Source organism: Enterococcus salsurae (assembly GCF_054784955.1).
This window is the reverse complement of record NZ_BAAHWY010000002.1, coordinates 434,866-447,870: the sequence shown is the minus strand read 5'-3', so window position 1 is coordinate 447,870 and position 13,005 is coordinate 434,866. Positions and strand designations below refer to the sequence as shown.

Sequence of the window (13,005 nt, the reverse complement as noted above, 5' to 3'; positions counted from 1 at the left end):
TTGGAGGTAATTACTTGAGTTTACCACTTGTATCAATAATATTAACAGTTTATAATGGTGAGAAAACTATTTTGAAAACATTAGAAAGTTTAATTTCTCAAAGTTATTTAAATATTGAAATAATTATAGTTGATGATATTTCAACAGATGACACAAAAATTATGATTAAAAATTTTATCATTAGTAATGAATTACAAAGTAAGGTACGATATTTTAGTACACCAAAAAAAGGTAGATCAACATCATTAAATTATGCTATATCTCAGTGCAATGGAAAATATGTTGCAAATATTGATGCAGATGATCTAAGCCATCCCAATCGAATTGAAAAACAAGTAAAATTTTTACAAGCTTACCCCGACATTAGTTTAGTTGCATCAAAAGCATTAATAATTTTTGAAAATCAACTTCCGCAATGGGATAAAATTGATTTATTTAATTATAAATATAAAAAAGTCGATAATAAAATAAAATATACAAATCCAATTTTACATCCATCTGTTATGATAAATATGGAAAATATGAACAAAGATAAGTTTCACTATAATGAAAGTTTAGATAAAGTTATAGATTATGATTTGTGGCTTAGACTTTTTAATGAGAATTTTTCTATGGTAATACTAGAAGATGAATTAGTTGCTAAAAGAATTCATAAGTATCAATCGTACGAAAATAAGAAAAGATTTGATTATCTTAAAGCTATTAGAAAAGTACAATTGGATAGAAATGATAATCTAACTTTAAAAGAAACAGTTTTTATAAACCTAAAGTTTTTATATGGGGTATTACCACAAAAATTACGTATGAAGATAAGAGGGCAAATTGAATAAAAAATTAAATATACTTTTTTTAAATAATGATTACAAGTCGGGCGGACTTCAACGTGTCTCAAGTTTGATTGGCAAAGAGTTAGCTAAATCAAATGAAGTGCATTTCATCTCAGTTTATGGAAGAGAAAATTTTTATAATGTAGATAATTTCGTTTCTATTTATCCTATGTATAATGATTTTTTTCAAATTTATGTTAAAGCAAAGAAGTCCTTAAGATATTTCGAAAAGAAATTTAATTCTTCTTCCGTTTATAATCCTTCAAATTATATGAGGTATGAACTAAATAAAGTATGTGATTTTATAAAGGAATTTAAAATAGATGTAGTTATTGTAAGTGGTCCAAATCTTATCTCAACAATTCCTTTCATAAAAAAAAAAAATGATAATATACGAATAATTTCATGGATACATAATAACTTTGATATATATAAAAATAAGTATGCTAAAGATTTTTGGGATGCATTTAAAGAGGGAGTAATTCAATCAGATAGAACTGTATGTTTGACTGATATAGACTCTAACTCTTTTCAATCTATTAGTCCTAATATAATGAAAATATATAATCCTTTAACGATAGGAAATTCTGATTTGTCAAGTTTAAAACTAAAAAATATAGCTTTTTCTGGAAGGATTGCTTATGAGCACAAAGGAATTGATTTATTAATTGAAATTGCGAAGCATTTGAGACCTGATTGGACTATTTCAATTGCTGGAGGCGGTAATAAAAATCAAATATCTAGACTAAAAAAAGATATATTAGCAAATAATCTAGAAAAAAAACTACTGTATTTAGGAGAATTAAATTCTGAAGATATTAAAAGTCATTATTTAAACTCTTCTATTTTTATTATAACCAGCAGATGGGAAGGTTTTGGCTTAGTTATTCCAGAAGCTATGAGCTATGGACTACCTATAATTTCGTTTGATCAAATTGGATCGAATGAAATTTTAGAATCTGGAAAGTATGGAATTTTAGTTCAAAATGGAAATACTAAAAAGTTTATAGAAATATTAAATAAATTTACTGTTGACACAGAGTTAAGGAAAATTTATAGTCAGCTCTCATTGGAAAGAGTTAAAAATTTTAATGTAGATAGTATTATAAATAGTTGGCAAGATATGTTAAATGAGGTCAAAAATGGAAAAGAATAAAGTTTCAGTTATACTTCCAGTATATAATGTTGAACAATTTATTGAGAAAACTATAAATTCAATTCTAAACCAGACTTATTCTCATTTAGAGATAATAATAGTTGACGATGGTTCTAACGATAATACTGGAGAAATTTGTCAGAAGTTCAAACATTACGATAATAGAATTCAATATTTTTACAAAGAAAATGGAGGAGTATCAAGTGCCAGAAACTTCGCATTGACCAAGATAAGAGGACAGTATACATTGTTCATTGATGGCGATGATTTTTGGCCTAAATCTTACGTTGAAGATTTGATTAATTTAAAGAAAAATAACAAAGAACTCTTAGTAATGACAGGAATTGATAATATTAATCTTAAGAATAAGAAAATATCGGAATATCCCATTGTTGATAGAAATACGATAAAATTTGATTATTACCATTTATTAAGAACAATTTTACAACCTGGCGGGTGGGGAGGCTATCCAGTAAATAAACTATATGATTCTAATATTATAAAGAAAAATAAGTTGATGTTTAACGAAACACTTCATTTTTGTGAAGATCAACTTTTTAATGTTAAATATATACGGTTTGTTGAAGGGGCCGCTATCTCCTTAACTTCTTCAAATTACCAGCGATTAGTTCATGACAATAGTATAGTAAATTCAAGAGGGAAATCACAATCTTATAATTTATTGTGGGAAGATGTTTTTGAATCTAAAAAACTTATTCATGATCTAGTTAGTAAAGATCATAAATTAACAATAAAACAAAAAAAAATTTGTTTAAATTGCAATCTTTATGCTTGGAAATTAGAATACAATACATTAAGTGATGCTGCAAGAAAATGTAAATTTAATAGTAAAGTTTTAAAAATAAATAGAATCTATTTATTAGAAAATCAAGTTTTTAATAAAAGATTTGATTTTGAAAATTGGTACTATTCAGATAAACGCTCGAAAAGATTATTCGGATTTTTTATTCCAGAAAATATAAAACTAATATTAAGGAAGTAGGGACTAGATTGAAAATTGGCATATTAACTTTTCAAAATGCTACGAATTATGGTGCGATATTACAAGCATATGCATTACAGAAATCCATAGAGTCTCTGAATTTAAATTATCAAGTTGAGATTATAGATTATAGACAGAAGCAGTTAGAGAAACAGTATTCGCCAACATTTTTTGACAAATCAAGTGGATTAAAAGGTATAATTAGGTTTACATTATATTTTCCTTTGAAATTCAGGAAGAAGAAAATTTTCAATAAATTTATTAATGAAAATATAAATTTAAGCAAAAAATTTTTAACTAAGTATCAAATTGATAGTTATGACTGTTTTTTTGTTGGAAGTGATCAAGTATGGAACTTAGAGATAACCAAAAATGATTCAGCTTACTTACTTGATTTTGTTGAAAATAATAATGATATAAAAAAAATAGCTTATGCTGCAAGTATAGGCAAAAATGATTTAAAAGATAATGAAATCTCTTTATTTGAAAAATATATCCCGTTGTTTGATAAAATTTCTGTCAGAGAGGGATATTTAAAAAAAATTATAAATAAATTCACAATTGTCGAAGTTGAAGAAGTTCTTGATCCAACCTTGTTATTAAATGCAAACAGATGGTTAGAAATTACTGATATCAATAAATATAAAGGTCAGAAATTTTTATTGGTATATGCGCTAGAAGATAATTTAGAAATGAGAAAAGTAATTACTAGAATATCTGAAAAACTAGATTTAGAAGTTATTGAGTTGATAAAATCAGGAGATTCGTTTGCTAATAAATTCTTTCCCCGTACTATTTTTAGTCCTCAAGACTTTCTTTCATTATTTTATAATGCTACCTATGTTGTAACAAATTCTTTCCATGGTACAGCATTTTCTGTTATCTTCGAGAAAAATTTTATTACAGTACCACATACGACAAGAGGATCTAGAATGATTAATTTATTAAATATGTGTGATCTAAGTGACAGACTTGTAACAAAATTTGATGAAGATTCCATAAATAATTTAGTGTCCAATCCGGATTTTAAAAATTGTAAAAAGTCTTTAGATTATATGCGTGCACTTTCTCTAGACTTTATAAAGGATTGTTTAAATGAATAAAATTGATATATTGGTACCTAATAGAAAAAAATTTGATTTTTTAAATAAATTTAGTATAATACTTATTACTTTTTTCTTATATTTTTGGTACATGTTCTCATCTTTAACCCAAATGATTTATCTAGGATGTATTTTACTGATTCTGATATTTGATTCTATAATTAACAATAAAAAAATTATAATTAAAAAAACTACTATAGTAATGTTTTTAATAATATTTTTTTTGTGTTTTAAATTGTTTTTCGATAGGTTCCAATCTAACTCCCTTGTTTCTCTGATTTTTTATATTCTGATTTTTATGATAAAAATATTATTAGATAGCAATAAAAACTGGGGAGATTATTTCATTAATTGTAATCTGTTTTTTTCTGCTATCCATGTAATATTTACATGGATAGCAATATTTGATACTAATTTAGTTTTAAATATCAATAGAATATTGTTATCAGGATCAACATATTGGAGTAATAATGGTCAGTTTCTTAGAGGCACAAATCCTGGTATTACAGGTCAAACTGGACAAAATGCTTTCTTTATTTGTGTATTTATTATCATAATATCTACAAAAATTTTAGTGAACATAAAAATTAATAAAAAGCAACTATTTTTCCAATGTTTTTGCATAGCACTTGGAATGATTGCACTAATGACAACAAGTAAAAGAGGACACTTAATATCATTAATAATTTCTCTTTTTCCAATATTGTTTATTTTTTTTAAAGAGCAGAAAAGCTATAGAAAATATTTCATTTTTATTTTATTTTTAATTATATCAGGCAGTATTATTTTTTATAATACTGAATATTTTCAGATTATTTTAGAGAAATTTGATCAATTAAATGATTCTGGAGACTTAACAAATGGGAGATTAGAACTTTGGAAATATACATTTACCTTGTTTAAAGAAGCTCCAATTATAGGTGCAGGGTTTGGGGTAGTAAGATCTGTTTTCAATATGGAGACACATAATATTTATCTCCAGCTCCTAGGCGAAACAGGTATAGTAGGTTTCATTTTATTTTTAGCTCTATTTATCCTTTTTTTGAAAAATAGCTTAAAGAAGTATAAAAGCAAAAATCATGCTATTTTAATTTCTCTATTTATACAAGTTTTCTTCCTATTATATGGTATGACTGGCAATCCATTATTTGATTACGGATTCTTTTTATTATATATTACCTTTTGTGGAATAGCGGAGGAGGAAAAGCTAAATGAGTAAAGGAAGAACAAAGATTTTTGCTATTAATTCTTTTTATGCAATATTAAATCAATTGATAATTATTGGGGCAGGATTTATAATACCTAAATTTATGATTATGTATTATGGTTCCGAAATTAATGGTCTTGTTTCTTCGATAAACCAGTTTATTGCTTATTTTAATGTTGTTGAAGCAGGTCTTTCTAGTGCGACAGTATTTGTTTTATATCAATATCTATATAATAATGATCATGAAATGATCAATAAAGTTGTATCTACTGCAAAAAAATATTATTTTCAAGCTGGCTATTTATTTACAGTTTTGGTGATTGTATTAGCTTATACTTTTTATTTAAATTTACATGTTTCGGATTTAAAACCTAGTTTGGTATTTCTATTAGTATTTCTATTAGGAGCAAGAGGTTTCTTAGATTTTTTCTTAATGGCAAAATACAGGACTTTGCTTACAGCTAATCAACAAGTTTTTATTATATCTATTGCAAATTCTATTTATACTATTCTAAACTTACTGATTATAGTTTTTATGTCAATTGGACAATATAATATAATTGCAATATACTTATTGTCATTAATTCCTTTATTTATTAGAAGTTTTATTTTGTATTATTTTGTTAAAAAAAATTATACTTATATTAATTACAATCTTTCGCCTGACAAAAACATTATTAAAGCCAGATGGGATGCATTATTTCAACAAATACTTGGAATGATTCAAACTGCCGGTCCCACAATTATTGCTACATTTTTTCTTACCTTAAAAGATGTCAGCATATATTCAGTTTATAATATGGTTATAACTGGTATTAATGGTCTTTTTTCAATATTTACTAGTAGTTTGTCATCAAGCTTTGGGAACGTTATAGCAAGTAAAGATTTAGTTTTATTGAAAAAATCCTATAATCAATTTGAATTTGCTTATTTACAAATTTTAGCTGTTGTATTTACAACAACTGGACTAATGTTGTCACCTTTCATTTTCTTGTATACAAAAAATATTACAGAACTTAACTACAACATACCAAGCCTTGCTTTGCTATTTGTAGTAAATGCGTTTATTTATAATATAAAGACACCCCAAGGTATGTTAATTATATCAGCTGGTCATTATAAGGAAACAAGGTGGAGATCACTGACCCAAGGATTAATATTAGTCATTTTTTCAAGTTTATTCGTCAATGTATGGGGATTGAATGGTATTCTTATAGGATCAATTTTGTCTAATTTGTATAGAGTTATAGATATGTTTTTTTATGTCCCTAAATATATTACTAAATCAACAATTTATAGTTCTTTAAAAAATATCACTTTGATGTTCTTAAATACATTTATAACCACATGTTTATTATTGGGATATATTCATAATAAAACCTACACTAGTTGGATTGAGTGGATATTGTCTTCTCTTATCTCGGTTTTTGTTAGTTTAATTATTTCTTTTATTATTTCTATTTTATTTAATAAAACTGTGAGTTCTGAAATTTTATCAAGAATTAAATTGATCTTTAAATAAATACATAAAAAGGAGGATTCTAATGAAATTAAGTATTTTTGGTTTAGGCTATGTGGGACTAGCAAATGCTATTCTATTATCTCAAAAATCCAATGTTTTGGCCTATGATATAGTTGATTCTAAAATTAATATGTTAAATGAGAATATTTCCCCTATTGAAGATAAAGAAATTAAGGATTATTTAAATAAGAAATCTTTGAACTTAACTTTTACTAAGACATTTGAGGATGCAGTAAAATATGGAGATTACTTATTAATAGCAACACCTACAGATTATGATGAACACAAAAATTTCTTTAACACGACAACAATAGAAAATGTCATTGAGAAAGCTTTAGCTATTCGACCTGACGCAACATTCATTATCAAGTCAACAGTTCCTGTTGGATATACGGAGGACATTAAAGCTAAATTTAACAATGAGAACATTATCTTTTCACCTGAATTTCTCCGAGAAGGCAAAGCGTTATATGATAACTTGCATCCTTCGAGAATTATTGTTGGTGAAGTGTCTGATAGAGGTCAAGAGATTGCCAATTTGTTCAAGGAGAATGCATTAGATGAGGATGTCACTGTATTATTAACTGACTCTACTGAAGCGGAAGCGATTAAATTATTTTCAAATACCTATTTAGCATTACGTGTAGCGTACTTTAATGAATTAGATACGTATGCTGAATCTCGTGGACTGAACAGTCGCCAAATTATTGAAGGTGTAGGTTTAGATCCGCGAATAGGCTCTCATTACAATAATCCTTCCTTTGGGTATGGCGGTTATTGTCTTCCAAAAGATACCAAACAACTTCGTGCAAATTATGAGGATGTTCCTAGCAATATCATCGGCGCAATTGTAGATGCCAATACAACGCGTAAGGATTTTATTGCTGAACAAATCTTAGCAAAAAAACCGAATATTGTTGGTATTTATCGATTAACAATGAAAGCAAATTCTGACAACTTCAGATATTCATCGATTCAAGGAATCATGAAGCGTATCAAAGCTAAAGGTATTGAAGTTATTGTGTATGAACCAACATTGGACGCAGAAGAATTCTATAACTCAAAAGTGATCAAAGATTTTGATGAATTTAAACAAATTTCTGATGTCATTGTAAGCAATCGTTTTGAGGATATCTTAAAGGATGTAGAAGACAAAGTGTATACAAGGGATATCTTTAACGACAATTAATATTGTTTCTGGAGGATGAAAAATGAAAAAAGTTCGCAAAGCTGTCATTCCGGCAGCAGGTTTGGGCACAAGATTTTTACCAGCAACTAAGGCGATTGCCAAAGAAATGTTACCAATCGTTGATAAACCAACGATCCAATTTATCGTTGAAGAAGCAATTGCTTCTGGTATTGAAGATATTTTGGTTGTAACAGGCAAGGCTAAACGACCTATTGAGGATCATTTTGATTCGAACTTTGAGTTAGAATCGAATCTCTCTTCAAAAGGAAAGAAAGAGTTGTTGGCATTAGTTGAAGAAACGACTGGTATCAATTTACATTTCATTCGTCAAAAAAGACCATTAGGGCTGGGACATGCAGTATTGCAGGCGAAAGCTTTTGTTGGGGATGAACCATTTATCGTGATGTTGGGTGATGATATCATGGTAGATGACACGCCGTTAACGAAACAATTAATTAATAATTATGAAAAAACGACAGCATCAACATTGGCAGTGATGAAAGTACCTCATGAAGATACGTCTAAATATGGGATTATCAATCCGAATGAAGAAGTAGCAGCTGGCTTGTACAATGTCAGCAATTTTGTTGAAAAGCCTTCTCCTGAAGAAGCACCAAGTGACTTGGCGATCATTGGTCGTTACTTATTACGCCCTGAGATTTTTGATGTCTTGGAAAATCAAACGCCAGGAGCTGGTAATGAAATTCAATTGACCGATGCCATTGATGCATTGAACAAAACGCAACGTGTCTTTGCCCATGAATTTAAAGGCAAACGTTATGATGTTGGAGACAAGCTAGGCATGGTTGAAGCGAACATTGAATATGGGTTAAAACATCCAGAAATCAAAGATGAGCTTCGCGCTTATATTAAAAATTTAGCAGCAACATTATAATGGACAAACGATCAGTTCTTACTGATCGTTTTTTTCTTAAAGGGGGAGTTCGATGCGTCGGACATTTTTGATCATTGCCGCAGGAATGATATCTATTATCGTTGGCTATGTCATCATCCATTGGGTCGCATTTCCGACCTTGATGCATTATCCAAAATTAGCAGGAGCAATGTCGCGTTATAAGTATACAGAGTGGACATTGATTGGTTTCTTATCAAGTAGTCTTTGGTTATTTTATTTACAAGTGCTCTATCGGAAAATATCTGTCATTTATCTATACCTTGTTTACAGTGTTTACTTGTTTCTGTTGTTCGTTGTTTTATTTGCGAAGGCATCACATTACCGTGCCTTTATTGCGGATCCTTTTGATTTCTTTGTGAGGGATCGGCGTGTGCTCACGGAAGCTGCCTTGAACATGCTATTCTTTATTCCGCTGGGTGGGTTGTATGCGGTGAAGGCTAGGTTTTGGGAGTTTCTAGTGGTCTCATTACTCACGATTATTGGCATCGAGACGATTCAATTTGTTTTCTATATAGGAACTTTTGCGGTTAGTGATATATTATTAAATTGGCTTGGGTGTTTTGTTGGTTTCGAAGCATGCAAATGGTTGAAACGATATATGCATGTGATGTAAGGAGGTACATATGAATATTTTAGTGACAGGTGGGGCAGGATTTATTGGTAGTAATTTTATTCATTTGCTTTTACAGAAAACAGAACATCGAGTGATCAACTATGATTGTTTATCTTATGCAGCAAATCCTAACTATTTAGAGACATTGAATGAATTAGATCGTTACACGTTTGTATTAGGCAATATTACGAATCAAGGGTTAATTGAGGAAGTGATACAAAACTATGATGTGGATTGTATCATCAATTTTGCTGCAGAATCTCATGTCGATCGCTCGATTACGGATGCTTCTTCGTTTGTCCAGACGAATGTGGTAGGAACGACCTGTTTGTTGGCCAGTGCTAAAGTCCATAATCTGAGACTGATTCAAATCTCAACGGATGAGGTATATGGAAGTCTTGCTACAGGTTTTGCAAAGGAAGATGCCGTGTTAAATCCAAGTTCTCCTTATGCAGCGTCAAAAGCAGCTGCTGATCAATTCGTCATAGCGTATGGCAAAACCTATGGATTGGACATCAATATCCTTCGCGCTGCCAATAATTATGGTCCCAGCCAATATCCGGAAAAGTTGATTCCATTGATGATTAACTGTATGCAAAAAGGTAAGCCATTACCTGTATACGGAGATGGTCTACAACAAAGAGATTGGTTATATGTTGATGATTTTTGTCGGGCTATACTTTTGGTACTGAACAAAGGTATAGCAGGAGAAATATACAATGTGACGGATCATCAAGAAAGGACAAATTTAGCGCTTATTCATGACTTGAAAATATATGGTAGGTTTGAGACTGCACAGACAACATTTGTGACAGACCGTTTAGGTCATGATCGAAGATATGGCATGGATAACACAAAAATCAAAGCGCTAGGTTGGCAAGCAAAAGTAGATTTTGCTAGTGGATTGAAGAAAACTATTCAGTGGTATTTGGAACGTGTGAAAAATTAAATGATCATTTGGATAAATTTGAACATGATATAGAGCAACTAAGAAACAAGTTATCATTTTTTTTGTTATGTAAAATCGCTAATGTTTGGAGAACAAAGAGTAAGGTACACTTGCAAGTATTTTATACAAAAATCTTATAAAGTAGTTTTACATAAGATTGCAGCCTGAAGTAGTTCTTTGACTAGCTAGTTTTGATGAATTGCTTATCAGATTAAAAATTTCGCAGTAAAACTTAAAATGTGGGCGTGAGGAAATAGATGAACAACTTTAGCTACATTATGATTCATGGCTGAGTTATAATTCCAAGCCTACATTTTTTAACTACCCTTGACATAAAAAAGGAGATTAGCTAGTTTGATTCAATTGCAATACATGGAGAATCGAAGAAAGTAACATAACATAATACATAATAAGTAAAAATTTCTTGACAATTCTTCCGGGTTAACCTAATATGAAATCGAATACAAAAAGGGGTAACCCAAAAAAAGGAGAGAGTTCAATGTTCAAGTCAGATGGGTTGATAATTAAAAATTTGGAGAAAATCAATGCAAAACTTGATAGTTTCACGGCACTTAAAATCTTAACGTCAGGGTTGACAATGATTTTACCTGTCATTATTGTGGGTGCATTTTCTTCGCTCTTTGCTAATTTTCCAATAGATTCGTATCAAAGGTTTATTATTGATTATGGAATCAAAGATATTTTTGCATTAGGAGGCCAGTTTTCTACCAATATTATTTCTATAATTGCAGTAATGAGTATTACTTATGCATATGTTACTAAGTACGATATCCATTCGGTAATCCCGAGTATCCTTTCTGTGATTGCTTTTTTCGTGATAACACCATTGGCTATTGTGGATGAAACGTCTTACATTGGTTTTGAATGGTTAGGTAGCGCTGGCTTTTTCGTAGCTATTCTTAGTGCCTTTACTGTTGGGTATATCTACACGAAGATGATTCAAAATCATTGGGTTCTAAAAATGCCGGAGGCTGTACCGAGTATGGTCAGTCAATCCTTTGCTGGGTTATTCCCTTCGATCGTGATCGTCATCTTAGCGATGCTTGTTCGTTTCTTGTTTTCTCTGACCACATTTGGTAGTATTCATCAGGTTGTTTTTACGCTCATTCAACTCCCAGTTACAAATCTTGGTAATTCCATTTGGGCACTCATCTTGATTACCTTGCTTTCTCGGTTATTATGGATGATTGGCATCCATGGGATGCTGGTTTTGATGCCTATTTTGCTCACTGTGTTTATGCCCTTAGATTTGCAAAATTTAGAGGCCTTTAATGCTGGGGAGCCACTGCCTAATATCGTTGGCTTGGCCTTCTGGATTCTTTGTACATCAATTGGCGGTGGCGGTGCTACTTTAGGATTAAATATCTTAATGGCGTTTCGCGCCAAAAGTGAACAATATCAAACCCTCGGAAAACTCTCATTGCCTTCAGGAATTTTTGGAATCAATGAACCATTGATATTTGGTATTCCGATTGTCTTTAATGCTCTGTATGCGATTCCTTATATATTCGCACCAATCATTAACTTAATTATCGGCTATGTGGTGATCAAATCTGGACTTGTTCCAGCGCCATCAGGTGCATCCATTTTAGGGATGCCAATTCCTATCTTTTTTGTTGGTTTATTGCAAGGAAGCTGGAAATTAGGTATATTGCAAGTATTTTTTCTCCTAATTGATACGTTAATATATTATCCGTTTTTTCGCGCAGCGGATGAGACAATCTACAAGAAGGAAAGACAACATGAATAATAATCACCGTCTTGATTTGATTATTAGTGCAGATGATTTTGGTTTGGTTCCTAGTGTGACTGACGGTATCTTGCAGGGAATGTCAAATGGCTGTATTACAGAAACTAATTTAATCGCAACATCAGCTTATTGCGTAGAAGCAGCAACGACTGCCAAACAGCATCACTTGACGCATATGGGGATTCATTTAAATTTAGAAATTGGTCATTCTTGTTTTGATGGATCTGCGCTACCTAACAATAAATTACCAAAAGGATCATGGATCTATTACAATTGGGTAGAAAAAGAATTTATAGCGCAATGTGAGTGTTTGATTAGACAAGGAATCACTCTTTCGCACCTCACTTACCATAAAGATATCATTACTGATGTAAACATGGCTCAAATCATTGCTAAGATAGCTAAGTTATATAAAGTCCCTATCCGTAGGGTGGGCAATCAGAAATTAAATGCTTATTTGACCAACTTGCAGATAAATATGCCAGACATAAGAATTGCCAATACTGGTGGAATAGACTACTCCTTCACATATCTACGAGAAAAATTGCACTTGGTTAGTAAATCGACTCCGAAGGTCGTTGAAGTGATTTGTCATCCAGGCTACACGTCTGAAATCCTTAGCCATATTTCTTCACTGAATGTAGGTCGATTGCAAGAACTGAAGTTATTTACAGATCCTAAAACTATTTGTATGATAGAGGAGGAAGGCTATACATTACAAAATTATTCGATTTTGGGAGATAAGTAAA

At 30.7% G+C, this 13,005-nt stretch carries 12 protein-coding genes; all 12 read left to right on the top strand.

The features are described from left to right. Window positions 1-14 precede the first annotated feature (14 nt). The 12 genes from ACYVRS_RS06415 to ACYVRS_RS06360 all read left to right on the top strand — a co-directional run bounded on the left by ACYVRS_RS06415 (window position 15) and on the right by ACYVRS_RS06360 (window position 13,004). Window positions 15-830 (top strand): glycosyltransferase family 2 protein, encoded by an 816-nt coding sequence (locus ACYVRS_RS06415; RefSeq protein WP_461202969.1) that lies wholly within the window; start codon window positions 15-17, stop codon window positions 828-830. Further along, window positions 823-1,983: a glycosyltransferase gene (locus ACYVRS_RS06410; RefSeq protein ID WP_461202968.1), complete on the top strand. Its 1,161-nt coding sequence runs from the start codon at window positions 823-825 to the stop codon at window positions 1,981-1,983. Before ACYVRS_RS06415 ends, ACYVRS_RS06410 begins: the two co-directional genes overlap by 8 nt. Further along, complete coding sequence (locus tag ACYVRS_RS06405) at window positions 1,970-2,986, top strand: glycosyltransferase family 2 protein (RefSeq protein ID WP_461202967.1); 1,017 nt, start codon at window positions 1,970-1,972, stop codon at window positions 2,984-2,986. Before ACYVRS_RS06410 ends, ACYVRS_RS06405 begins: the two co-directional genes overlap by 14 nt. An 8-nt stretch (window positions 2,987-2,994) precedes the next feature. After that, window positions 2,995-4,089: a polysaccharide pyruvyl transferase family protein gene (locus ACYVRS_RS06400; RefSeq protein WP_461202966.1), complete on the top strand. Its 1,095-nt coding sequence runs from the start codon at window positions 2,995-2,997 to the stop codon at window positions 4,087-4,089. After that, the gene (locus ACYVRS_RS06395; protein WP_461202965.1) at window positions 4,082-5,308 is read left to right on the top strand and encodes an O-antigen ligase family protein; all 1,227 of its coding nucleotides are present in this window, start codon (window positions 4,082-4,084) and stop codon (window positions 5,306-5,308) included. The genes ACYVRS_RS06400 and ACYVRS_RS06395 overlap by 8 nt, the downstream gene beginning before the upstream one ends. Continuing rightward, window positions 5,301-6,818, top strand: coding sequence for a lipopolysaccharide biosynthesis protein (locus ACYVRS_RS06390; protein WP_461202964.1), 1,518 nt, complete (start codon window positions 5,301-5,303; stop codon window positions 6,816-6,818). Before ACYVRS_RS06395 ends, ACYVRS_RS06390 begins: the two co-directional genes overlap by 8 nt. Before the next feature lie 22 nt (window positions 6,819-6,840). Then, entirely contained in the window at window positions 6,841-8,007 is a 1,167-nt protein-coding gene (locus tag ACYVRS_RS06385) for a nucleotide sugar dehydrogenase (RefSeq protein ID WP_461202963.1), read from the top strand. Window positions 8,008-8,029: 22 nt separating this feature from the next. Then, on the top strand, window positions 8,030-8,902 hold the full coding sequence (gene galU, locus ACYVRS_RS06380) for a UTP--glucose-1-phosphate uridylyltransferase GalU (RefSeq protein WP_461202962.1): 873 nt from the start codon (window positions 8,030-8,032) through the stop codon (window positions 8,900-8,902). Between the two features lie 52 nt (window positions 8,903-8,954). Further along, complete coding sequence (locus ACYVRS_RS06375) at window positions 8,955-9,536, top strand: VanZ family protein (RefSeq protein WP_461202961.1); 582 nt, start codon at window positions 8,955-8,957, stop codon at window positions 9,534-9,536. A 10-nt stretch (window positions 9,537-9,546) separates the two neighbouring features. Next, window positions 9,547-10,485: a dTDP-glucose 4,6-dehydratase gene (gene rfbB / locus ACYVRS_RS06370; RefSeq protein ID WP_461202960.1), complete on the top strand. Its 939-nt coding sequence runs from the start codon at window positions 9,547-9,549 to the stop codon at window positions 10,483-10,485. A 499-nt stretch (window positions 10,486-10,984) separates the two neighbouring features. Then, window positions 10,985-12,256, top strand: a complete 1,272-nt coding sequence (locus ACYVRS_RS06365) for a PTS sugar transporter subunit IIC (RefSeq protein WP_192415952.1) — start codon at window positions 10,985-10,987, stop codon at window positions 12,254-12,256. Beyond that, window positions 12,249-13,004, top strand: a complete 756-nt coding sequence (locus ACYVRS_RS06360) for a ChbG/HpnK family deacetylase (RefSeq protein WP_461202959.1) — start codon at window positions 12,249-12,251, stop codon at window positions 13,002-13,004. The genes ACYVRS_RS06365 and ACYVRS_RS06360 overlap by 8 nt, the downstream gene beginning before the upstream one ends. Window position 13,005 lies beyond the last annotated feature (1 nt).